At 53.5% G+C, this 23355-nt stretch carries 23 protein-coding genes; 6 read left to right on the top strand and 17 right to left on the bottom strand.

Annotated elements, in window-relative coordinates; all coding sequences use genetic code 11:
• Positions 1–12: 12 nt before the first annotated feature.
• The 4 genes from FDW98_RS12755 to FDW98_RS12740 are packed head-to-tail and all read right to left on the bottom strand — an operon-like array spanning position 13 to position 3508.
• Positions 13–936, bottom strand: a complete 924-nt coding sequence (locus FDW98_RS12755; protein ID WP_096757040.1) for a 3-hydroxyacyl-CoA dehydrogenase family protein — start codon at positions 934–936, stop codon at positions 13–15.
• Positions 926–2131 (bottom strand): acetyl-CoA C-acetyltransferase, encoded by a 1206-nt coding sequence (locus FDW98_RS12750; RefSeq protein ID WP_096757041.1) that lies wholly within the window; start codon positions 2129–2131, stop codon positions 926–928. The genes FDW98_RS12755 and FDW98_RS12750 overlap by 11 nt, the downstream gene beginning before the upstream one ends.
• A gap of 10 nt (positions 2132–2141) precedes the next feature.
• A complete protein-coding gene (locus FDW98_RS12745; RefSeq protein ID WP_096757042.1) occupies positions 2142–2798 on the bottom strand; it encodes a CoA transferase subunit B in 657 nt (218 codons plus the stop codon).
• Positions 2799–2800: 2 nt separating this feature from the next.
• Complete coding sequence (locus tag FDW98_RS12740; protein WP_096757043.1) at positions 2801–3508, bottom strand: CoA transferase subunit A; 708 nt, start codon at positions 3506–3508, stop codon at positions 2801–2803.
• A gap of 142 nt (positions 3509–3650) precedes the next feature.
• Here FDW98_RS12740 and FDW98_RS12735 point away from each other — a divergent pair, with 142 nt between their 5' ends.
• Positions 3651–4541, top strand: a complete 891-nt coding sequence (locus FDW98_RS12735; RefSeq protein ID WP_096757044.1) for a LysR family transcriptional regulator — start codon at positions 3651–3653, stop codon at positions 4539–4541.
• Positions 4542–4568: 27 nt separating this feature from the next.
• Here the strand turns inward: FDW98_RS12735 and FDW98_RS12730 are convergent, their stop codons facing one another.
• Genes FDW98_RS12730 through FDW98_RS12700 form a run of 7 tightly spaced genes read right to left on the bottom strand, consistent with a single transcriptional unit; the run spans position 4569 to position 11494 of the window.
• Positions 4569–5507, bottom strand: coding sequence for an ABC transporter ATP-binding protein (locus FDW98_RS12730; RefSeq protein ID WP_096757045.1), 939 nt, complete (start codon positions 5505–5507; stop codon positions 4569–4571).
• The gene (locus FDW98_RS12725; protein ID WP_096757046.1) at positions 5500–6486 is read right to left on the bottom strand and encodes an ABC transporter ATP-binding protein; all 987 of its coding nucleotides are present in this window, start codon (positions 6484–6486) and stop codon (positions 5500–5502) included. The genes FDW98_RS12730 and FDW98_RS12725 overlap by 8 nt, the downstream gene beginning before the upstream one ends.
• Positions 6483–7379: a D,D-dipeptide ABC transporter permease gene (gene ddpC, locus FDW98_RS12720; RefSeq protein ID WP_096757047.1), complete on the bottom strand. Its 897-nt coding sequence runs from the start codon at positions 7377–7379 to the stop codon at positions 6483–6485. Before ddpC ends, FDW98_RS12725 begins: the two co-directional genes overlap by 4 nt.
• Positions 7376–8398 carry an ABC transporter permease gene (locus FDW98_RS12715; RefSeq protein ID WP_096757048.1) on the bottom strand — a complete coding sequence of 341 codons (1023 nt, stop codon included), beginning with the start codon at positions 8396–8398 and terminating at the stop codon, positions 7376–7378. Before FDW98_RS12715 ends, ddpC begins: the two co-directional genes overlap by 4 nt.
• Positions 8399–8446: 48 nt before the next feature.
• Positions 8447–10009: an ABC transporter substrate-binding protein gene (locus tag FDW98_RS12710; RefSeq protein WP_096757049.1), complete on the bottom strand. Its 1563-nt coding sequence runs from the start codon at positions 10007–10009 to the stop codon at positions 8447–8449.
• Between the two features lie 16 nt (positions 10010–10025).
• Positions 10026–10613 carry a D-alanyl-D-alanine dipeptidase gene (gene ddpX, locus FDW98_RS12705; protein WP_096757050.1) on the bottom strand — a complete coding sequence of 196 codons (588 nt, stop codon included), beginning with the start codon at positions 10611–10613 and terminating at the stop codon, positions 10026–10028.
• Positions 10614–10627: 14 nt separating this feature from the next.
• Entirely contained in the window at positions 10628–11494 is an 867-nt protein-coding gene (locus tag FDW98_RS12700; RefSeq protein ID WP_096757051.1) for a MurR/RpiR family transcriptional regulator, read from the bottom strand.
• Positions 11495–11894: 400 nt separating this feature from the next.
• Here FDW98_RS12700 and hdeB point away from each other — a divergent pair, with 400 nt between their 5' ends.
• Together hdeB and FDW98_RS12690 are read left to right on the top strand one after the other, a co-directional pair.
• Complete coding sequence (gene hdeB / locus FDW98_RS12695; protein WP_096757052.1) at positions 11895–12224, top strand: acid-activated periplasmic chaperone HdeB; 330 nt, start codon at positions 11895–11897, stop codon at positions 12222–12224.
• A 156-nt stretch (positions 12225–12380) separates the two neighbouring features.
• On the top strand, positions 12381–14324 hold the full coding sequence (locus tag FDW98_RS12690) for a methyl-accepting chemotaxis protein (protein ID WP_096757053.1): 1944 nt from the start codon (positions 12381–12383) through the stop codon (positions 14322–14324).
• A gap of 48 nt (positions 14325–14372) precedes the next feature.
• On the opposite strand, the gene FDW98_RS12685 is transcribed toward FDW98_RS12690, so the two are convergent.
• Both FDW98_RS12685 and FDW98_RS12680 read right to left on the bottom strand, forming a co-directional pair.
• Positions 14373–15512: an HlyD family secretion protein gene (locus FDW98_RS12685; protein ID WP_096759400.1), complete on the bottom strand. Its 1140-nt coding sequence runs from the start codon at positions 15510–15512 to the stop codon at positions 14373–14375.
• A 2-nt stretch (positions 15513–15514) separates the two neighbouring features.
• A complete protein-coding gene (locus FDW98_RS12680) occupies positions 15515–15853 on the bottom strand; it encodes a DUF3302 domain-containing protein (protein ID WP_096757054.1) in 339 nt (112 codons plus the stop codon).
• A gap of 375 nt (positions 15854–16228) precedes the next feature.
• On the opposite strand from FDW98_RS12680, the gene FDW98_RS12675 reads away from it, so the two are divergent.
• From FDW98_RS12675 to FDW98_RS12665, 3 genes are all read left to right on the top strand, one after another.
• Positions 16229–16690, top strand: coding sequence for a helix-turn-helix domain-containing protein (locus FDW98_RS12675; protein ID WP_170975211.1), 462 nt, complete (start codon positions 16229–16231; stop codon positions 16688–16690).
• 169 nt (positions 16691–16859) lie between these two features.
• Positions 16860–17174, top strand: a complete 315-nt coding sequence (locus tag FDW98_RS12670) for a helix-turn-helix domain-containing protein (protein WP_096757057.1) — start codon at positions 16860–16862, stop codon at positions 17172–17174.
• Positions 17167–18435, top strand: a complete 1269-nt coding sequence (locus FDW98_RS12665) for a type II toxin-antitoxin system HipA family toxin (protein WP_096757058.1) — start codon at positions 17167–17169, stop codon at positions 18433–18435. Before FDW98_RS12670 ends, FDW98_RS12665 begins: the two co-directional genes overlap by 8 nt.
• 18 nt (positions 18436–18453) lie before the next feature.
• On the opposite strand, the gene FDW98_RS12660 is transcribed toward FDW98_RS12665, so the two are convergent.
• The 4 genes from FDW98_RS12660 to FDW98_RS12645 all read right to left on the bottom strand — a co-directional run bounded on the left by FDW98_RS12660 (position 18454) and on the right by FDW98_RS12645 (position 23355).
• On the bottom strand, positions 18454–19821 hold the full coding sequence (locus FDW98_RS12660) for a glycoside hydrolase family 10 protein (protein WP_096757059.1): 1368 nt from the start codon (positions 19819–19821) through the stop codon (positions 18454–18456).
• A 12-nt stretch (positions 19822–19833) separates the two neighbouring features.
• On the bottom strand, positions 19834–20121 hold the full coding sequence (locus FDW98_RS12655; protein ID WP_096757060.1) for a VF530 family DNA-binding protein: 288 nt from the start codon (positions 20119–20121) through the stop codon (positions 19834–19836).
• A 157-nt stretch (positions 20122–20278) separates the two neighbouring features.
• Positions 20279–21613: an HlyD family type I secretion periplasmic adaptor subunit gene (locus FDW98_RS12650; RefSeq protein WP_096757061.1), complete on the bottom strand. Its 1335-nt coding sequence runs from the start codon at positions 21611–21613 to the stop codon at positions 20279–20281.
• 2 nt (positions 21614–21615) lie between these two features.
• On the bottom strand, positions 21616–23355 hold the full coding sequence (locus FDW98_RS12645) for a type I secretion system permease/ATPase (protein WP_096757062.1): 1740 nt from the start codon (positions 23353–23355) through the stop codon (positions 21616–21618).

Below are 23355 nucleotides of genomic sequence, written 5' to 3'. Positions count from 1 at the left end.
CAGAAAGTGACATTATGGTTTCAGGGCAAAGCGCAGCTGATGTTCCCGGCGTTGCTGGATGTATTCCTTGCGCGAATCATCCCAGTGATAGAACCCCTGACCGCTGCGTAAACCGGTTTCACCGCGAGCAACCTTGTCAGCGACCAGCGACATCATGTCGCTGCCGGTGGCAAGTGTTGGAAGCAGATGGCGACAAATATCCTGCACGGTGGCAAGCCCGGTCATGTCCGCCGCTTCCAGCGGGCCGACCATCGCGTAACGGCGGCCCAGCGACGCACGCATCACCTGGTCTACCACCTCGGCGCTGGCAATACCGCTTTTGACGATATGCAGCGCTTCACGCAGCAGGGCAAACTGCAGGCGGTTGCCGACAAAGCCCGGCGCAGCACGGTCGAGCACCACCGCCTCAAGCTGCATCGCGACCAGCCATTGCTGCAATTCACTGAGATATTCAGGTTTGGTTGCTGTGCCCGGCACGATTTCAACCAGCGGAATAAAGTGCGGTGGATTCCAGAAATGTGCGATCAGCAACCGCTCCGGGTGCGCGAGTCTTTCCGCCAGCGCATCCGGCGGCAGGCCGCTGGTGTTGCTGGCGATAATCGCTTCCGGTGAGATAACGGCTTCCAGCTGTGCGTACAGCGCGTGCTTCAGCTCTAGCCGCTCCGGGATCGCTTCAATCAATAATCCTGACGCAGCGATATCCGCCAGAGAGGTTGTGCCGTGCAGTCGCGCGAGAACGGGGGCTTTTTCTGTGGCGGCAAACTGGTCGGTGGCAATCAGCTCGTCCAGAATGCTGCTGGCAACAGCCGTTATCTCGGCAATGCGGTTGCTGTCGGTATCAAACAGCCAGATAGGATGACCAAAACGGGCAAAGTGGGTGGCGATACCAACGCCCATTAGCCCGGCTCCCAGGACGCTAATGTGATTAGTCTGCATGGTGTGCTCCTGTTGGACGTTCTACCGTCAGCGCCACGCCATGGCCGCCACCGACGCACAGCGTCGCCAGACCTTTGGCGACGTTGCGCCGCGCCATTTCATGTAGCAGGGTGACCAGAATGCGGCAGCCTGAGGCTCCGATAGGGTGACCGAGCGCAATTGCCCCACCGTTTACGTTAACCTTGCTGCTGTCCCAGTTCAGCGATTCGCCGACCGCCAGCGCCTGGGCGGCAAAAGCTTCGTTGGCTTCAATCAAATCAATCTCATCCAGCGTCCAGCCCGCACGCTTCAGGCACTTCAGCGAGGCGTCTACCGGGCCGATCCCCATAATGGCCGGATCGACGCCCGAGACGGCGTAGCCGGTGATTTTTGCCAGTACCGGAAGGTTTAATTCAGCGGCTTTAGCGGCACTCATTACCATTACCGCTGCCGCGCCGTCGTTTAGGGAAGACGCATTGCCCGCCGTCACCGTGCCGTTGCCAGGACGAAATGCCGGTTTCAACTGCGCCAGTTTTTCTGCCTGAGTCTCCGGGCGAGGTTGCTCATCACGCTCCACCACGCGCGGTGCTTTTTTCCCTTGCGGGACGCTAACCGGGGTGATTTCTGCGTTAAACCGACCGGCTTCGAGGGCGGCGGCCGCTTTTTGCTGGGAGTGCAGGGCGAAGGCATCCTGTTGATCGCGGCTGATGGCAAATTTATCCGCCAGATTCTCGGCGGTAATGCCCATATGGTAGTCGTTGAACGCATCCCACAGCCCGTCATGTACCACGCTGTCCTTCAGGCTGGTATGCCCCAGACGTAATCCTGCGCGGGCACCGTCGAGAAAATAGGGTGCATTGCTCATGCTTTCCTGGCCGCCGGCAATCACGATGTCCGCATCACCGCAGCGAATGGCCTGTACCGCATGATGGACCGCTTTTAGCCCCGAGCCGCACAGTAAATTGAGGGTTATCGCCGGAGTAGTTACCGGCAAACCGGCACGAATTGCGGTCTGTCTGGCCGGATTCTGACCACAGCCGGTCGTCAGGACCTGGCCCAGGATCACTTCGTCTATTTGTTCTGGCACAACACCGGTCTTTTCCAGCAGGGCACGGATAACCGTTGTCCCTAACTCAACGGCAGAGAGCGGGGCAAGGGCACCATGAAAACTGCCAATTGGCGTGCGCGTTGCCGCAACAATAACAACATCCATCATGGTCAGATCCTCAGTTGAAGTGCATTTCGGGGACATGATCGGGAACGATCAGCTTGCCGGCGGTTCTGGCAACAATCTCGTCCACGCTGACGCCTGGTGCCCGTTCGCGCAGAATGAACGCGCCGTCGGCAATTTCCAGCAGCGCCAGGTCGGTCAGCACGCGCTTGATACAGGCCACGCCGGTCAAGGGCAGAGTGCAACTGGGAAGCAGCTTGGATTCGCCGCTTTTCGAGGCGTGTGTCATCACCACGATGATGTTTTCAGCGCCAGCGACCAGATCCATCGCGCCGCCCATGCCTTTCACCATTTTTCCGGGGATCATCCACGAGGCGATGTTGCCATGGGTATCCACTTCAAATGCGCCAAGAACCGTCAGGTCGACGTGGCCGCCGCGGATCATGGCGAAGGATTGAGCGGAGTCGAAAATTGCCGCGCCTTTACGCGCCGTCACGGTTTGCTTACCGGCGTTGATCATGTCGGCATCAATATCGTCCTCAGTAGGGAACGGCCCCATACCAAGTAAGCCGTTCTCTGATTGCAGCATCACGTCCATGCCGTCGGGGATATAATTGGCCACCAGGGTCGGGATACCGATACCGAGGTTGACGTAATAACCGTCGCGCAGCTCGCGAGCGACACGCATCGCCATTTGTTCACGCGTTAACATGGTCAGGCTCCTTGATGGCGTAGGGTACGTTGTTCAATACGTTTTTCGAACTGACCCTGAATAATGCGATTGACGAAAATTCCGGGGGTGTGAATAGCGGCGGGATCCAGCTCGCCGGGAGGGACAATTTCTTCCACTTCGACTACCGTGATGCGTCCGGCTGCTGCCATCAGTGGGTTAAAGTTTTGTGCGGTATGGCGGTAGATGACGTTGCCGTACCAGTCGGCTTTCCAGCCTTTGACCAGCGCGAAATCACCGGTAATCGCCTGCTCCATGATGTAAGGCCGGCCGGCAAACTCGCGCACCTCTTTGCCTTCGGCGACGGGGGTACCGTACCCGGTGGCGGTGAAGAAGGCGGGAATGCCCGCACCACCGGCTCGTAGCTGCTCCGCCAGCGTGCCCTGTGGTGTCAGAATGGCTTCCAGCTCTCCGCTCAGCACCTGCTTTTCGAACAGGGCATTTTCACCGACATAGGACGCCACCACTTTGCGTACCTGGCGTGCTTCCAGCAGCACGCCGAGGCCAAACCCGTCCACACCGCAGTTGTTCGACACCACGGTCAGTCCCTGAACGTTCCGACGGCGCACTTCTGCAATCAAATTCTCAGGAATACCGCATAAGCCAAAACCGCCTGCCAGCAGCGTCATGTTGTCAGTCAGCCCTTCCAGCGCCTGTTGATACGTGGCGACCCGTTTATCCAGTCCAGCCATACACTTGCCCCTCCAGTTGTTCCTGGCGACATCATTAGGGGTGAAAAATGATTTGTTAATTTTAAATTTGTGACTCACTCATTGGGTTTTTTTATCAATTTAATGTTAATTAAAGGTATTCAACAAGTTAAAGGAATGAGTAATGAGAATGAGCATCAAACAGTTACGCGCGTTTTTAGCGGTAGCTCACACTCTGAATTTTGCTCATGCCAGTGAACGGCTGAATATGTCGCAACCCGCGTTAAGCCTGGCGATCAAAGGACTGGAAGAGTCGTTAGGGGGCGCTTTACTGTTAAGAACCACCCGCAAGGTGACCCTGACGCAGGAGGGCGAAACGCTGCTGACCATGGGGCGACAGCTGCTTGCCGACTGGGAAAATACCGAAGAAGCCATGCGCCAGCGCTTTACACTGCAACGTGGCAAAATTTCGATTGCTGCGATGCCGTCATTTGCCGCGAATGTGCTGCCGCCGGTGCTCAAGACCTTTCGCGACAGCTATGCCGGTGTCAATGTCACGGTGCACGACGTAATTAACGAGCAGGTGATTGAAATGGTCAGCGAAGGGCGGGTCGAGATGGGGATTGCCTTTGAACCGGACTACTCCGGACACCTGCATTTTACCCCGCTCGGGATGGATCGTTTTATCGCCATCGTCCCTCCGACCAGTCGTCTGGCTGGCCGGGAACGCATCGCATGGAAGGACTTGCTGACGCTGGATTTTATTACCTTGCAACGTCCCTCTGCCGTACGTCTGATGCTGGAAGAACAACTGGTACAAAGCGGCCATGCGCTGGAAGTGGCGCTGGAGAGTCACCAGTTGGTGACCATTGGACGCCTGGTGGCGAATGGTTTAGGCGGCAGTGCCGTGCCTGCATTGTGCCGCACACAGATGACCGAACTTGGCGCAACCTGTATTGAGCTGGACGGCCCGGTTATCCAGCGTCGTATTGGGATCCTGCGTTCCTCGCATCATAAGTTGTCGACTGCATCCGAAATGTTGGTGGATGCGCTGAAAAAGGCATATTGCGCCTGATACACCAGGCACACTATGCCCGTGCGGTCAGATTTCGCTAACTGCCCGCCAGCAGCGGACTTCACTCCCGGTCTCGTTTTTCAATAATGCCTGTTTCTTCTCACATCCCTGAGTCGCCAGCGGGCAGCGATCGCGGAAATAACATCCCTGCGGTAGGGTTCGATTCCCCGGCAACTCGGTTTTACGTAACACCAGATCTTCCGCCAGCGGTGCACCGGTTTTAGGGACCGAGTCCAGCAACAGACGTGTATAGGGGTGCGCGGGAGAGGTTAATACCTGCTGCGTGTCACCCAGCTCGACGATTTGCCCGAGGTACATTACCGCCACCCGGTCGCTCATATGCCGCACGACCGACACGTTATGCGAGATCAGCACATAGGTCAGATTTCTGCGTGCCTGTAGCGCCACCAGCAGGTTGAGAATTTGCGCCTGTACGGAAATATCCAGCGCCGAGGTGGGTTCATCGAGCACAATCACATCCGGCTCAGAGGACAATGCGCGGGCAATGGCAATGCGCTGGCGCTGCCCGCCGGAAAACGCGTGCGGCAGGCGGTCAAGGTATTCCGGGCGAATCCCCACGTGTAACGCCAGCTCTTCCGCAAGGGCGCGACGGTGACGTTCGGCGCTGCGCTGTTGGATCCACACCGGTTCGGTAATGATCCGCCACACCGGCAAGCGCGGATCCAACGACGAGAGTGGGTCCTGAAAGACCATTTGCATGCCGCTGTGTTTTTCTGTGCCGCGAGCGTATTGCCCCTGACTCGGCCTGAGCATCCCCATGAGCAGTTGAGCCAGCGTACTTTTGCCACAGCCAGACTCACCAACGATACCCAATGTTTCCCCCTGGCGAATCTGTAAATCTAACCCGTTGAGCGCATGCACGCGCTCGGTGACCTTGCCAAGCCAGTTTTTTCGGGCCGGAAAGTTGACATGTATATCCTGAAGCGACAGCAAAATGTCAGTCATGACGAGTCTCCAGTTGGGGATACCAGCAGGCGGACTGCTGATCCGCATGCCCCTGACTGCGTAATGCCGGGACCGCGTCACACCGTGTCCCGGCCGCATAACAGCGTTCGCGGAATGCACATCCGGCAGGCAATTGGGTTAAGTTCGGCACGGTACCCGGGATTGCGGGCAGCGGCGCGCGGGGCTCTCCGTGTTCTGGCGCGCATTTCAGCAAACCAATGGAGTAGGGATGCGTCGGGTGCTGAATCACCGTCTGCGTTGGTCCGCTTTCTATCACGCTTCCGGCGTACATGACATATACCCTGTCGCACAGTTGCGAAACCACCGCCATATCATGGCTGATAAACAGCACCGCCGTGCCGCTGGCCCGCGCTTTATGCTTCAGCAAGCGCAGCACCTGCAGTTGCACCGTCACATCCAGCGCGGTCGTCGGTTCATCAGCAATAATCAGCTCCGGCTCGCAGGAAAAAGCCAGCGCGATCATCACCCGCTGGCGCATACCGCCGGAAAGCTCAAACGGGAAGCGCGACATGACTTCGGCGGCGTCCGGGATTTGCATCTCCTCCAGTAAGGCGATGGCTTTTTGTCGCGCATCCGTGCGGCTGAGTAATTGATGATGGCGGATCACCTCTACCATTTGCTGGCCAATGCGCCGGGTCGGGTTTAGGGCCGTCATCGGCTCCTGAAAAATCATTGCCACGCGCGCCCCGCGCCATTTGCGCATTTGCTTCTCGCTGGCGTTCAGCACATCTTCACCGAGCAGCGACACGCGCCCCTGGTGAATGCGATAACAGCCCTCCGGCAACAGGCGCATGGCAAGCATGGCGGTAACGGATTTCCCGGAGCCAGACTCGCCGACCACGCCGACAATCTCACCCCGGTTAATGTGCAACGAGACATGGTTCAACGCATGCACGTCAGCTTTATAGCCGGGGAAGCTCAGGTGCAAATTTTCAATTTCCAGTACGGGTTGGCTCATGACTGTTTTCCTCCGGCTTTCGGGTCCAGCAGGTCACGAATACCGTCTCCAAAGAGATTGAAACCCACGGCGGTGATCAGAATGGCAGCACCGGGAAACGCGCAGTACCACCACTGGTCGAGCACGTAGTTGCGGCCAATTGCCACCATGGCTCCCCATTCCGCGCTCGGTTGCTGTGCACCCAGCCCGATAAACCCCAGCGTGGCGGCCATCAGGATCGCACTGCCGATGTCCAGCGAGGCCTGCACGATCAGCGGCGGCAGCGAATTACGTAAGATATGCCAGCTAATCAGATGCCAGCGGGATGCGCCGTACGTACGGGCTGCCTGTACGTAGGTAAACTGACGGACGACCAGGGTTTGTCCCCGGGCCAGGCGTACGTAGAAAGGAATGCGCACAATCGCAATGGCCAGCATGGCGTTAAACAGGCTGGGCCCCAGCGCGGCGGCCAGCGCCATGGTCAGCACCAGCGAGGGGATCGACAGCATCACGTCCATCACGCGCATAATAATCGCGTCCGCACGTCCGCCCATCACGCCGGACAGGCAGCCCAACAGTGAACCAATCCCACCGGCGATACCCACTACCACCAGTCCTGCTACGATCGACTGCTGGCTGCCGACCAGTACACGGCTAAACAGATCGCGTCCCACTTCATCAGTACCAAACCAGTGAGTAGCTGACGGGGGGAGCAGACGTGCGGTGAGGTCGATCGCATTGGGATCGTAAGGCGTTATCCACGGTGACAGCACCATCATCAACAGCATCAACACGATGATCGCTCCGCCAATCAGCGTCAGCGGGCTGCTTTTCATCATCCAGAACAGTTTGGCCCAGTCGCGGCGACGGTGAGCGCTCGGCGAGGTGGCGGGCGTTTCTTGTGAGAGCATCATTGTGTACCTCCGCGTCCGATGCGCGGGTCAATCCACAGGTAGAGTAAATCCACCACCAGGTTGACCAGCACATAGGCAAATGACACCACCACGGCAAATCCCATGACGGCCGGGAAGTCGAGCGCCTGTATGGAGGTGACGACCCAGGCGCCCATGCCTGGCCACGCGAATACCGTTTCGGTAAGTACCGCGCCGTAGAGCAGATCGCCCAGCGCCAGCCCAAGGACGGTGATGGACGGAATGAGCGCGTTGGGCAGCGCATAACACAAAATGATGTACCAGCCCGGTAAACCGCTGGCGCGGGCGGTGCGGATGTAATCCTCGCTAAGCTGTTCGAGCATAGCGGAGCGGATCTGGCGGGCGACAATACCAAGATGTACAAAGGCCAGCGTCAGGGACGGTAAGATCAGATGCTGGAGCGCATTGAAAAACACTTCGCCATTGCCTTCCAGCAGCGCATCTATCAGGTAAAACCCGGTAACGTGCGTCGGGGGATCCAGCCAGTCATCCAGGCGTCCACCGCCGGGTAATATTTGCAGATGACCGTAAAACAGTACGATAACCCCGAGACCAAGCCAGAACGCCGGCGTCGAAATCCCGGTGATTGCCATCAAACGCACAAGGTGGTCGAGCCAGCGGTTACGCCAGACTGCGGATAAAATCCCCAGCGGGATCCCGATAATCAGCGCCAGCAGCAGGGAGCAAAAGGCCAGCTCAAGCGTTGCGGGGAAGAACACGCGCAGCTCATCCATCACCGGACGTCCGGTACGAATCGAGGTGCCTAAATCGCCCTGAAACACATCGCTGACGTAGCGAAAAAATTGCACGTACAGCGGCTGATTAAGACCCAGCTGTTGGCGAATATTCTCAACAATTTCATCACTGGCGCGATCGCCCGCCAGCAGCCGCGCGGGGTCGCCCGGGATCAGGTGCGAAATAATAAAGGTGATGACGCAAACACCGGCCACCACCAGGATAAGTCCCCAGCAGCGCTGGCGTAAAATGCTCCAAAAGGTCATTGGCTTCCCCTTGCGGAGCCAATGCGGCTCCGCATAAACGTGGTGAGATTATTTACTCATGGTGGAGATGTTGAAGACCTGTTCCAGCATTGGGTTAAATACAAATCCTTTGACGTCTTTGTTCATCGCCAGCTGGTAGTTTTTCTGGAATAAATAGACGTAGGCCGCTTCATCAATCACGATGGTTTGCGCCTGCTGGTAATCGTTGGTTCTGGCCACCTGGTCGGTCGTTGACAACGCGCTGCGCAGCAGCTTATCGACCTCACTGTTTTCATAGAATGAACGGTTGCCTGGTAAGCCTTTTTTATCCGACTCAAACCAGTAGTTCATAAACATGTACGGGTCGGCGAAGTCCGGGCTCCAGTTGCCGATGGCGATGTCGTAATCACCTTTACCAACGCGGTCACGCATGGTGGCGTTGGCCAGTTTTTCCAGCTTGACCTTGATCCCCAGCTTGCCAAGACTGGCCTGGGTGGCGAGGGCAATCGGCTCCCAGTTCGGGTCGTTATCCGAGTACAGGAAGCTCAGGCTGTCTGGTTTGTTTGCGACTTTGTCCCACTCGGCTTTGGCTTTCGCTTCATCAAAGCTGTATTGCATGGCTTTTTCATCAAAGCCCCACATGCCTTCGGGGATCGGGCCGCGCATTTGCTTACCGTTGCCGCTGAGGATCCCGTTCACCATGCCCTTATAATCCGTTGACCACGAAATAGCGCGGCGTAAATCCACCTGATTGAGCGGTGCTTTACTGTTGTTCAAGTACAGGTAGGTCACGCGCAGTGACGGGTAATCCGCTACTTTGACTTTGCCTTCCTGCTTTAAGGCGGCAAGCTGATCGACGGGCAGCGCATCAGCAATATCGATATCGCCGCGCGACAGCTGCAGACGGCGGGAGGCGCTTTCACCGATGATTTTCACCGATACCCGCTTAAACACCGGCTTGGTGCCCGCCCAATGCGGGTTCGGCACCAGAACCAGCTGCTGTCCTTTTTGCCAGCTCTTTAACATAAAGGGACCCGAGCCCGCCGTATTCTGGGCAAGGAAACCGCGCGCATCGTCGGCGGCATGTTCTTTTAACACCGCCGGGTTGATTATCGACGCGCCGTCATTCGCCAGCGTGTACAGGAAAGGCGCGAACGGCTGGCTGAGGGTAAATTTCACCGTACTGGCATCAATGGCCTCTACCTTCAAATCTTTCGGGAACGCTTCGGCAGGTCCCTGACCAATTTTGATCAGGCGTTCAAAAGATTGCTTCACGGCCTCAGCCGTTACCGGCGTGCCATCGGCAAATTTGGCCTCGCTTTTCAGGGTGAAGGTCCACTCTTTTTGATCGTCCGACGCCTTCCAGCCGCTGGCTAAATCGCCTTCTACTTCCGTGGAACCTTTATCACCTTCAGTTTTGTACTGCACCAGACGCTGATAAGACGGATAGGTTACCGTCCAGTCGTTGTTATCAATCGTGACGGCAGGATCGAGCGTTTGTGGATCGGCGGCTTTACCGATCACCAGCATATCCTTAGGCACCGCGGCTTGTGCAGCGGGCAGGGCTGCCGCTAATGCTAAAGCAATCAGCGCGGGGCGAAACAGCGATGTTAAGGCGTGTGTTGTCTTCATAACCAGGCTCCAGAAATTAAAGGGGGTGTGGTGTTGTTATTTGGGGGGCAGGGAAACACGCAATACAGTCATCAAGCAGGGGGTAACGAGCTGCGTCTGGTAATTCAAAATGCCACCATTCGCTGCTGATCCCGACAAAACCGCCACCGGACATAATGGCATTCAGCATCAGTCGATTACGCTGTGCGGGTGGCGCAACGGAAGGATGCCAGGCGTGGGAACGATCGTGCATTTCATCAAAATCGGCCCCCATATCGAGGACATTGCCACGTTCGTCCATCAGCGTGACGTCAATGGCCGTGCCGCGGCTGTGATTGGAGCCAATCGCTACATCGACAACGTACTGCGGATCCGGGCAGGCATTCCATAGCATCGCCTGCGCCTGCTGCGGACGATAAGCGTCGTACACCACCAGATTCAGGCCCGCCAGTTTCGCAATGCTGATGCTTTTGGCCAGTCCCGTGACCGCATCGGTGTGTAACAGGCAGCGCGCTTCCCGGTAGACGGGTGCGCCGGTAATGTTATCGCGGGTAGCGTATTTGAGATCGATATGCAGTGACGGAAAGATCACCGACAGATCGACCAGAACAGAGGTTTCTGGCATAGCACGATTCCTGTTTATTGTTCGAATTGACCAAACTGCTGTTGGAGTTGGCGATTGGTTTGCAGGCGCCCGGCGAGAGCGTCGCCCAGTTGCGCCACCACCGCGGAGAGTAATAAGTTGAACAGACAGCTGACGGGGGCAAGGGAGTCCCAGAAATGCCCGGTGTCGGTTTTCACCTGGAGTAAATCAATACCGTAGTCTCTGGCCCACGGACACCAGACATCGGTTATCAGCGCCAGCGGAATGTGGCGGTCGCGGGCGACCCGGCAATATTGTCGTGATGTTGCCGAGTAGGCGCGCATATCGGTTATCACCACATACGGCTGGTCAAACCCTGAATTCAGTGACTCAACCCAGCTTCCGGACAAGCCCTCGGAGTAACTGACTTTGGGTCGCAGGTATTCCAGATGGCTGAAAAAGGCGTTGGCAATCCCGCGGGTCGACTGAATGCCGAGGATATACACGGCCTCGGCGTGTGCCAGCTGTTGCGCAATGCGTAAAAATGTCTCGCTTTGCGCCAGTTGATAAACATGGGTAATGGCATCAATTTCCAGCAGCAGCGACTGATGTGCCCGGTCCGGCAGACGTTGCTGCTGGTGCCAGGAATCAAGCCGTTCATTCATTCCCCACGGCTGATAGGGGATAACAGGCAGTTCGCGCAGGCTGGCTTTGGCGTCTTCCAGATTGCGGAAACCCAGTTTGCGCAGATAGCGTCCAACGGTAATGCCACTGGTTCCCGTGGCCTTAGCAATGCCGTCTGCAGTTTCAAACGGGATCTGCGCAGCGTGTGCTAACAGCCAACCGGCAACACGCTTTTCACTCGGTGTAAGCTGGCTGAAGGTATGTTCTACGCGGGCGAATAATTCTGGTTTTGATGTCATTACCGTCTCGCTGTTAGTTGCCTGTCAGATGCCGTGTCGTTGTTACTGGATTAACAATGCAGGACGCGTGCCATGTCTGCGCCCCCGGTTTACTGGCGTCATTTGTTAAATGATGCGTGATTTTATTAACCAATGATCAACATTTGTGCAGCGTAGTTCAGTTTTGGTGCAACGGTAGGGGAAGCGGGGTATGAATCGGTGGATTTCGTCGGGACGATCACATTGTGAGCGATATTTTCCCCACTGACATCAGAATTGGTAACCCGAAATATAAATTTCAGCCATATCAACGACCATCATCTTTATTCTTTTAATAGTAGGGGTATTATTTTTCCCGAGCTACATTAACGGTTTAAAGCGCAAGTGTAGATATTATCTAGATTATAAATGGAGTACTACAATGAATAAATTCTCCCTTTCTACTGCAGGTATTCTGGTTGCCGCGTTGTTAACCAGTGTCAGCGTCAATGCAGCAACTGAGACCACAAAAACGGAAGTGACACCTAAAGGGATGAGCTGCCAGGAATTTATTGATTTGAACCCGCAAACTATGGCCCCGGTTGCCTTCTGGGTGCTGAACGAGGATGAAGACTTCAAAGGCGGTGACTTCGTAGACTATAACGAAACGATCACCACTGCGGTTCCCCTGACTATTGAAATGTGCAAAAAAAATCCGCAGAGTGAATTAAGCAAAATAAAAGCCGAGATCAAAAAAGAATTATCTAAATAAGATTAAACACTTATTAAAACCCAGCACTGTAGCTGGGTTTTGCTATACGTGACAGTGTCACATATATATTTTCAAATCATCTGAAAAATAATCATAAAGATATTAACGCCAGTGCCGATACTGCTTAAAAGTTAGCCTTTTGCAGAAGGAGTTTGTATGGCCTGGTATCCTACTCGTATTTCCACGCGTCTCACCATTGGCGGCATTCTGCTGCTTGCGGTCACCACCCTGGTGATTGTCGCGATTATGCTCTGGCGCGGTCAGCCTCGGGTCGTTGAGATCAATACCGCCCTGATAGAAGAGACGGGGCAAGGGTTAACCCGCCAACTGAGTACCGTGTTATCGCGTATTGAAGGCGAGACCGTCAGCCTGTCACGTCTGGCTGAAGTATTACCTAACGATGAATCTCTGTACCAAAGCGTAGTGCCGCATCTGATTGGCGAGGATAAGAATTCGATTATTACCGGCGGCGGGATCTGGCCGGAGCCAAATGCCTTCACTCCGGGCGTGGAGAAGCGCAGCTTTTTCTGGGCGCGTAACGCGGAGGGAAAACTGGATTTTTCCAACGATTATAACGCCGATGGTTCAAATGGTTATCACAATGAAAGCTGGTATCAGCATGCCAAAGGGCATTCGCAGAACAGCTGTTTGTGGTCAGATGTTTATCAGGATGCCAGTTCCGGCGTCAATATGGTGACCTGCAGCATCCCATACCTGCACTCGGGCTCGTTCGCCGGGGTAGCAACCACCGATATTCGTCTGGATAACGTCGCCACCTTTATGCAGCAGCAGGGTAACAGCACCGGTGGCTATGCGTTTGTGGTCGATAAACAGGGACAAATCCTGTACTTCCCGCAGGCCGATAACGCAAAACAGAAAACATTTAGCGATCTGTCCCGCAGTGCGCAATGGCTGGCTCCGGTCGAAAATGGCCTGAAGTCGCTTCGCGTTGCCGACGGGGTGAAAACCATCACGCTGGAAAACGATGGCGTGCTGAATGCGCCGTCGCGAGTGATGCTGTTCCCGATGGCGGACACCGGCTGGGTGGTGGGCCTGGTCACGCCAGAATCACGCATTGTTGGCCTTGCAAAAGTGATGATGCAGGACGTCCTGGAAGTGTTGATCCCGATTATGACGGTTCTGCTGGTGGGCTCCTGGCTGGTAGTGCGCAGACTGATCTCGCGTCTGGACGATACACGTCGCGCTCTGGATGATATTGCGCAGGGCGAAGGTGATTTGACCCGTCGTCTCGATGTCCGCGGCAAAGATGAGATTTCAGCCATCGCGGAGGCGTTCAATCTGTTTGTCGATAAAATCGCGGCCATCCTGATTACCGTCAGAAGCAGCAGCGTGGTGGTCGCCAATAACGCGGTCAGCCTGGCTGACAGCAATATGGAGCTCTCTTCACGGGTGACGCAGCAGGCAGCGGCGCTGGAAGAAAGTTCAGCGGCAATGGAACAGTTAAATGCGACCGTTCATCAAAATGCGAGCAATACACAGCTGGCAGATGAGTTATCCGACAATACCGCGCAAACGGCCAACCGCTGCGGCGATGTGATGCAGGGCGTGATCTCCACCATGGATAACGTCAGCGGCTCATCCGGCAGAATGGTAGAAATTGTCGCGGTGATCGACAGCATTGCCTTCCAGACCAATATTCTGGCCCTGAACGCTGCCGTTGAGGCCGCCCGCGCGGGCGATGCGGGGAGAGGATTTGCCGTTGTCGCCTCTGAAGTTCGTACGCTGGCACAGCGCAGTGCTACGGCCGCTCAGGAAATCAAAGCGTTGATTGATGAGTCGGTGTCTCATGTTGGCAGCAGCAGTCAGCAAATTCACACTGCCGGCGAACGGCTGGAAGAACTGGTCGGTAATGTGCGCCAGGTACGCCAGTTGATGGGTGAAATTCGCGTAGCGGGGGAAGAACAACGCAAAGGTGTTTCAGAAGTCACGCTGGCGGTAACTGAAATGGACAGCACCGTGCAGCAGAATGCGTCGTTAATCGATGACGCTGCCGCACGTACCCAGGTGCTTAAAGAAGAGGCCGAGCAGTTAGCGCTGCTGGTTTCGACGTTCAAATTGCCTGAACCAGCCGCGGCCTGATTCCGCAAAACCGGTATCCGGGCGTAACGTCTGCGCCCGGATACGTCATTAGTGATCCAGATACAGGTAGTGCATCCAACTGGTCATACGCAACAGTATTTTTCGCAGCAACGACAAGGCTTCAAAATGGTGTGTGGAATAGACCGCAACCTGCGCGGCCACGCCATCTGGCAACTGCTGTTCCGCCTGATTCTCACCGACATCAATGCTCACAAGCACTTTGTTGCTTCCTGACGCCATATTCAGTGATTGTAACGTGCCCTGGGCGTAATAGGCCCCGGTAGGGATTACCGGAGCCACGTTCACCACTTTTCCTTCGATTACCTGTCCCGGCAACCCGTTAAAAACAATCTCTGCGTCGTCGCCTACATTAAGACGTAAAATAGCATTCTGACGGAAAGCCGCCACAATTTGATTCTTGTGGGCAGGAATAAATACCATCACGGGTTTAAAAGGGAGCCTCGAGGCATAGGTTCCGGGCCGCACCAGGAGTTGGCTGATATAACCGTCGCCTGGAGCACGAACAATCGTTTGTTCATAATTGAATTGCGCCTCATCAATTTGTGCCTGTAAACTGGCAATCTGTGAATTTTGACCATTAATACTGCTGTCGAGTTCTTTTTGAATGCTGTTCAATTCAGCATGGGCGGCATCCATCGCCGCATCCTGCGCCAGATAATCCTGACGCGCGGTATCAATATCATTGGCAGTAAAGGGATTAACCTTAGCCCGACTTCCTTGCTGGTAGCGCTGATAATTTTTGTAATACTTATCACGCTCTGCTTTCGCCTGCTCAAACTGAAGACGCGCGCTGTTGCGTTTTTCTTCCAGCGCCATAACGTCATGTTTTTCCGTGACAATGTCCGCTTCCAGTTTTTCCAGTTTGGCTTTGTAGCGGGTAGGGTCAATTTTAAACAGAACCTCACCTTTTTTGATCGGTGTATTAATTTTATCCGTGACTTCAGACACCACGCCCGTAACCTGTGGGACAACAGGAATACCCACTACCAGTTTTTGCGCATCCTCGGTATAGGGATGGTTGTAATTCATGGTGAGAATTAACGCGCCCAGCATAACTATCCCACCAAGAACCGCTGTAGGGACTGTCCATTTATTTAACGGCACTTTAAATATCTTGAAAATGGCATAAACAATAGCGGCGTAACTTAATACTAATAATGTTTCCACGATCAATTCACCTTCGATTCCTGCACATTACCGGGTGCTATTTTTTCGAGTGTTTTCTCCAGTGATGCGATCCGCGCGGTAAGTTCCTGCGTGTCATTACGCGAGACATGACCATGCCAACCCTGTTTGTCACTGTATAACGTTGCCCATATCCACAAAAATGGCCAGAGCGCATGTAGCGTAAACAGGCTTACCCAACCGGCTACATGGATCGCATCCAGATGTGGGTGATTTCTCTTTTTGGCAATTTCATAGGGAATGTCATGCAAAATCAGTACGCCATAAAAAATAACTAAGAACACGAAAATGAGCATCGCTAATGCAATATAATTGAGTACCATAAAAACTCCCGTTGTTAGCGATACATTATCACCATATTTATAATGGCAAAGCGTGTTAATATGTTAAAAGTATAAAATAAGACTTTCTCGAAAATTATCCGATATAAGCTAATCCAAATTTGGATTTTCCTCATTTGCTTTTTTTGCTCAGAAGGATAATTATTAAAGAAAGACAATATAAATAACTTTGAGAACGCTATGACCAATCTCTCCGAACAATCTGGCCGCAGTGACGAACTTCTGGCGATAAATATTTCCAGACTTTTCAACGCATTATTACCACTCTCCGAGCCACAATCCTTATATCGCAGTGGGTCTTTTATTATGGACTCCCAGGGAGAGAATGGGATTTGGCTACTGACAGAGGGGAGAATCGTGATAAGACGTCGCGTTGATGGTCTTATTCTGGCAAGCCAGCAGGCGCCGATAATGCTGGGAATGGCAGAGTTTTTTCTTCCTACCGGGCAAAATTTTTATGATATTGAGGCCGTCAGTCCTTGTACGACACACGTTATCAAGAAAACAGATTTTATGACGGTCGTGAATCGCGATCGGTTATGGGAGTCGGTAGCAGTCGTTGAAGCCTATATTATCCAGGTGATGAGCCAGCGCGATCGCCTTATCACCAGTCGGAGTGCCACAGATATGGTCTGGGGACACCTCGAACTGCTGCAACAAGAACCTGAGGAGATCAGACAAAGGATCTCTGCAGCACAATATATTCGGGATCGTACCGGACTTTCGCGTAGCACGGTTATGGATACCCTTGCCAGACTCAAACGGCAGGGGGCAATCCAGCTTCAGCGCGGTCATCTGGTGTGTATCTGTATCGACTAACGCCCCTCATTGCCGTTTACCTTGTACGTAAATCCAATATAGAGCGTCTTATATTCGTTTAATGATGTTAACTCCCTTTTAACGTGTCTTATGTAATTTTGTATCCCGCCTTATTTAACTCTATAATATTGGGAGTAAAGGTCAAATTACCCTGATAAGGCCCAACATTATGGATTTATCCCTTCATACACCCGCCGATATCGTCAAACTACTCTGCGATCGATTACGTAAAGAGAGACTGGCAAAACAGATGACGCAAGCCGATGTGGCCGCCCGTGCCGGGATTGGAGTCAACACGGTATCTAATCTGGAAGCGGGTAAAAACGTAGGATTCGAGAACCTGGTAAAAGTAGCCATGGTGTTAGGGTATGGCGATGCTCTTGTGGAGCTGTTCAAACCTAAAATTGACAGTCTGGATGACATTTTGCGTTACGAGCGCAGCGCCGCGCGTCAGCGTGTGAAGCGGAAAAATTCTGATGCCTGAACAAGTCGATATTTTTTATGCAGGATGGGGTGAAAGCTGGTTGTGGGGAAGACTGGTTTCGTCTACCGCACTAACCGGGCGGCCGTTGATCGCATTTGAATACAGCGAAGAAGCCATACGCAAAGGGCTGGAACTGTCCCGATTAACGTTACCGTTGAACGGCCCACGTTTACGCAGAGATTTTCCCTCCCATCAACTGGGGTTACCCGGTCCGATTTATGATGCATTACCGGATGGTTGGGGAATGCTACTGATGGACCGCTTGTTTAAACGTCGCGGCGTAAATCCGGCACGTATTGGTCCTTTGGAACGGTTAACCTGGGTGGGTAACAGCGCAATGGGCGCCATGACGTTCCAGCCGGTACAACCTGATGCACAGCAAAACGTAAAAGAAGACGTTCCTCTCGAGAAACTGGCCGCTGAAGTTCAGGAAGTGCTCAGCGGCGAAGGCGGGGCATTTTTGCAAAAACTGCTGCAGATGGGCGGTTCACCTCAGGGGGCGAGGCCAAAGGCGTTATTATATCGTGACACTGTCACTAAATGTTTTACCACATCACCGTTCCCTGGGGCAGAGAGTTGGCTGATTAAATTTCCGGCCAGATATGAACACGCTGAAGTGTGCGCAATCGAAGCCGTTTATGCCGAGTGCTTACGCCAGTGCGTAATCAGCACGCCGGATACGGCCTATTTTAGCCTGCCAGGTGGACAGGCCGCCTTTGCGTCCCGCAGGTTCGATCGTTCGCATGAGATGCGTATTCCCATGCAAAGTCTGGCGGCACTCACCGGTGCCAATTATCAGGTGCCGGGCGCGCTGGATTACCGGGACTTTTTGCGTGCGACGCAAATTTGCACCAATGATGTCAGAGAAAAAGCGAAGGCATTTGAGCGTGTTGTTTTTAATGTGGCCTTCAATAACCGGGATGACCATCCGAAAAATTTCGCCTACCTAATGTCGGCAGAAGGTCACTGGACCCTCGCGCCAGCTTACGATGTTACCTACTGCGACGGGCCTGGCGGGTATCATCAAATGGATGTGCTGGGAGAAGCGTTGGATATTGAAAGAAAACATCTTGCCGGACTGGGTGAGCTGGAAGCTGAATTATCTGCGGCTCATGTCGCAGAGATAATCGAGAGAGTGTGTACCGTTGCGGCGAAATTTAGCCAGATAGCCCAAGACCGGTATCCTGAGCAAATTACGTCTGCCACGCTGAACGCGATACAGAAACAACTGAATGAAAATGTCCGCCGCTTGATGCCGTAGCGGCGGACAGTGGCAACATTACTGCCCCCAACGGTTGCGGATATAGGTTACCGCATCCTGGGTTTGGGGTTGATTAAGGTAATCCTCTCTGAACAGGATCGTACCGTTGATGTGCGGTTCAGTCTCGTTCATATCGAGCTGTTTTTTCAGTTCCGGAACACCACCGTTAACCGCCCAGTCGGGCTCTTTTCTTGACGGCTCACCAACCTTATACAGCGCAACCCCGATATACAGGCGCGTGTTGGTTGACTTGACCACGTTCGCCCACCATTTTGCCAACACATCGTAACGCGCGGCATCCCGGGCAAAAGGCCAGTAAAGCTGTGGGGCGATGTAATCCAGCAGGCCCAGTTGAACCCAGCGGCGTGTGTCTGCATAGGATTCATCATAGGCCGCCGCACCGCGCGTGTCGGAACCCGCCGGGTCGTGCGAACGGTTACGCCATACGCCTGCCGGGCTGACGCCGAACTCCACTTCAGGATTCAGTTTCTTGATAGTCTGCGAGACCTGCGCAATGAGCTTTTCTGTGTTATGGCGTCGCCAGTCCGCTTTCGAGGCAAATCCTTGACCATATTTTCTGAAGGTCTGACTGTCGTTAAGCGCAGAACCGGGTGATTCGGTATAGAAGTAGTCATCAAACTGCACGCCGTCGACGGGATAATTCTCAACCACTTCCGCCACAATGCTGGTTACCCAGTCCCTGACTTCAGGAATGCCCGGGTCGAGGACGAAACGCTCACCCGCCGTGCGGATCCAGTCCCGATGCAGAACAAAGACGCTGGATGGATTCTGGGACAAGGTATTATTTAATTCCGTTACCGTTCCGGGTTTGGTGTTGACAGAAACGCGATACGGATTAAACCAGGCATGGACTCTCATCCCACGCTTATGGGCTTCGTCGAGCATAAACTGCAGCGGATCGTAACCCGGATCTTCACCAATTTTGCCCGTCAGGGTATCTGACCACGGCAAAATTTTGGATTGCCATAGCGCGGTGGCATCTGGCTTGACTTGAAAAAACACGGTGTTGATCCCGAGACGCTTCAGATTATCCAGCTTGTCCGTCAGCGCTTTTTTCTGCTGGCTAATGCGGATGGCGGACGAACTGCCGTTAACCGAGGAGATCGGCGGCCAGTCCAGGCGCGAAACCGTTGCCAGCCAGACACCACGCATCGGCTCCTGACTACGCTGCGGTTTGGTTAACGGCGGCTGTGGCGAGGTTTTCGGCACCGGCGGCTCGGAAGAGCAACTGCCGAGTAAGAGCATGCTGCCGACGAGCACGGCGAACCATTTCACGTTGGTTATTGGCAGTATGTTGCGAGAACGGGCGACGAGATTCGCCAGCTTTTTCTGGTAATGACCTGAAATAAAACCGGGTGCAGACATCTGAAAGGGCTCTTATTTCTTATTAGCGCGACTATTAGCCCAGGGATCGAAGTCCGGTGACTCGGTGTTTTCCGGGGCGTCATCATTCAGGGAATCAAGATACAACGCTTCTACTTCAGCGCGCGCCCAGGGCGTGCGGCGCAGAAATTTTAAACTGGATTTAACGCTGGGATCGTTTTTAAAACAGTTGATGTTGATGAGTTGACTCAGCTCAGCCCAACCAAAGCGGTCAACCAGCGCAGTGACCTGCATTTCAAGCGTTACGCCGTGTAAAGGGTCTTTCGAAGTATGAGCATTCATATGAAGTCCAGTTCAGGGGTGCAAATTAATCATTCACGCACGCAGTAGGCTTGCGAAGGGGAAGGTTACAAGAAAGCAGGGCGACCAGCAATGGCATAAACAGGCCTGATGCTCGCGAATGAGCACCAGGGTTCCTGTCAGGGTAATGAATTGGCGATCAGTATTCTTTAAACGCCAGTTCCAGACGGGCGAGTAAGGGTTTAAACAGGTAGCTTAAAAATGTCCGCTCGCCGGTTTTTATCGTTACGCTGGCGGGCATCCCGGCTTTAATCTTGTAATCACCCAGCAAGCGCGCACCTTCAGAGGAAACCTGCACTTCGGCGAGATAATAGGGCTGTTGGGTGGCTTCATCAATTAACCGGTCAGCGGAGACGGTTAATACATGCGCAGGTACTGACGGCAGCAACGCGTGGTTAAGGGCCGGGAACAGGACGTCCACAGTTAACCCTGGCGCCAGTTTATCAATGGCATGTACCGGTATTTTGGCATCGATTTGCATCGGTTGTCCGGCGGCAACAATATCCATCAGATGTTCGCCCGGCTGAATTACACCGCCAACGGTACTGACCTTAACGTCCAGTACCACACCGTTAATGGGGGAGCGAATTTCTGTGTTATCCAGCTCATGACGGGTAGATACCAGTTCATCTTCCAGCATGGCGACTTCTTTTTGGTTTTCGGTCAGTTCAGACTCTACCTCACGCAAGTATTGATGACGCGCCTGATATGCTTTGATTTTCAACTCATTTTGCTGAGATTTGAGTTTGGCAATGTTCAGAATATCTTCGGATACACTGCTGGAGATTTCAGCGGCCTCACGTTCAAGCACCAGTAATTGCGCTTTCGGGTAGTAGTTTTTTTCACTCAATGCACGAATTGCGCCGAGCTCGCGGTTAATCAGCGTGAACTGATGATCGCGATAACCTTTTATTTTGTTGAGATTTTCCGTCTGCCCGATCAGGCCATCAAGCGTTTCCTGAATCATCGACAATTCATCCTGAATCGTTTTACGCCGGGTATCAAAGAGTTTGGCCTGCAAATTTCTGACTTCTGTCAGACGCTTATTCCCGGAAAATTGCTGAGTCAGCGCGCTATTGAAGGCAATCTCCTCCAGGCCGTCTCGCTCTGCCATCAGCCGGTCTTCAATACTTTTTGCTGAAATATACTGCGCGTTTAAGGCACTGAAACGCATATCGAGCTGCATTTTATCCAGACGGATGAGGACCTGATTTTTTTTGACCAGGTCACCTTCTTTAACGAAGATATCCGTTACCCGTCCGCCGCTCAGATGTTGAATTGTTTTCCGGTTGCTTGATACCGTCACCGTGCCATCCGCGACCACCCCGGCATCCAACGGCGCTTGTACCGCCCAGAGCAGAAAGCCGCCAACGCCGAGCACGATGACGACGATTCCCCGAACAATCGGCGCCCAGATATTGGTATCCACACCTGAAGACCCCGGATTTCCAGAACCTTTTGTATTCTTTTTCATCTTCATGCCTCGCGTTTTTGTTCATTGTTGGATGAAGACGCTGTCGCCACTGGTTTTAATACATTGGCCTGGCGTAACGTGGTAAAGACCTGATCACGGGTACCAAACTCCTGGATAGCCCCTTCATTGAGCAGTAAAACCTTGTTCACCACACCGAGCAGCGTGGGGCGATGGGAAATGATTACGGTGGTTTGCCCCTGGGTTCTGAGGGTATTAATCGCCTTGATGAGGGCAAATTCACCGGCATCATCCAGGTTAGCATTTGGCTCATCAAGGACCAGAAAAGCAGGGTTGTTATACACTGCGCGCGCCAGCCCGATACGCTGACGCTGACCACCTGATAATTGATATCCACCTGAACCCAGTAAAGTGTCATACCCCTGCGGCAGGCGCAGGATCATCTCGTGCACACCCGCAAGCAGCGCGGCCGCCACGATAAGTTCACTGTCATTTTTCGTAAAACGGGAGATGTTTTGCGCGATTGTGCCATCAAACAGTTCGACATCCTGCGGTAGGTAGCCGATGGACGGACCCAGCAGTTCTTTATCCCACTGACAAATATCCGCGCCGTCGAGCCTGACTTTACCCGATAACGGTTTCCACACCCCGACCAGCACTTTAGCCAGCGACGTTTTGCCTGAGGCTGACGGGCCAATAATCCCCAGTACTTCGCCTTGTTCAAGCTGAAATGAAATATTGCGTAGCAGCGGAGTATGCTGACCGGGGGCGGCCGCAAAGACGGCTTCGACGCTGATATTGCCTTTGGGTTTCGGCAGGGTCAGGACATCTTTCGGTGCCGGGTACTCCTTCAGCAGGTTTGATAACTGGTGCCACGCGCTGCGAAATTGCACAAACTGCTTCCAGCTGCCGATCACCTGTTCAACCGGGTTCAGAACGCGCCCCAGAATAATCGAGGCGGCAATCATCAGGCCGGGGGTAATTTGTCCCCCGATCACCAGTAACGCACCGGCGCCCAGCGCGATGGACTGCAATAACACTCGCACGAAGCGGCTAAGGCTGCTTAATCCTGCCGTTTTGTCGGCGATCTGCGTTTGTAATACCAGCACCTTGTCATGCTGGGTTTGCCAGTTGGACTTGAGGGTAGAGAGCATCCCCATCGCTTCAATGGCATCGGAGTTTTGCAACTGCTTATTGAGTTTGGTGGCATTGTTGATGGTCAACGCATGGGCTTGTTGAATAGGTCGCTTCGTCGATAATTCAGACACTATGGTGAGAATAAACAGTATGGATATCCCGCCGAGGGAGAGATATCCCAATAAAGGGTGGACAAGAAAGGCGATGAATAAATAAATGGGGGTCCACGGAATATCCAGCAGAGCAAACAGGCTATTGCCTGAAAGAAACTGACGAACCTGGTCAAGTTCTGCTATTGACTGCGCGGGGTTGTTCTCACCGGTGGCAATCTTTCTTTTAAACGCTGAGTTAAAAATCAGCTGGCTTAACTTCACATCCAGCCGATTTCCCAGACGAACCATGACCTTAGCACGGGCTGATTCAATCATGGCAATGACAGTATATAAACCGACAATAAGTAAGGTTAACATTAACAGCGTGGTGGTGTTTTTACTCACCAGAACGCGGTCATAAACCTGTAGCATATAAATTGCCGGCGCCAGCATAAGCATATTAATCACACAACTAAAAAATAACAGGATAAGAAATGTAGGTTTCGTTCCTTTTAATGCATCATTCAGTTCTGTTGGCGTATGCTGGCGCGACAT

It is taken from the genome of Citrobacter sp. wls711, assembly GCF_005281055.1.
GTDB lineage: Bacteria > Pseudomonadota > Gammaproteobacteria > Enterobacterales > Enterobacteriaceae > Citrobacter > Citrobacter gillenii.
The sequence above is the reverse complement of the archived record's forward strand: the minus strand, read 5'-3'. Positions and strand labels throughout refer to the sequence as shown.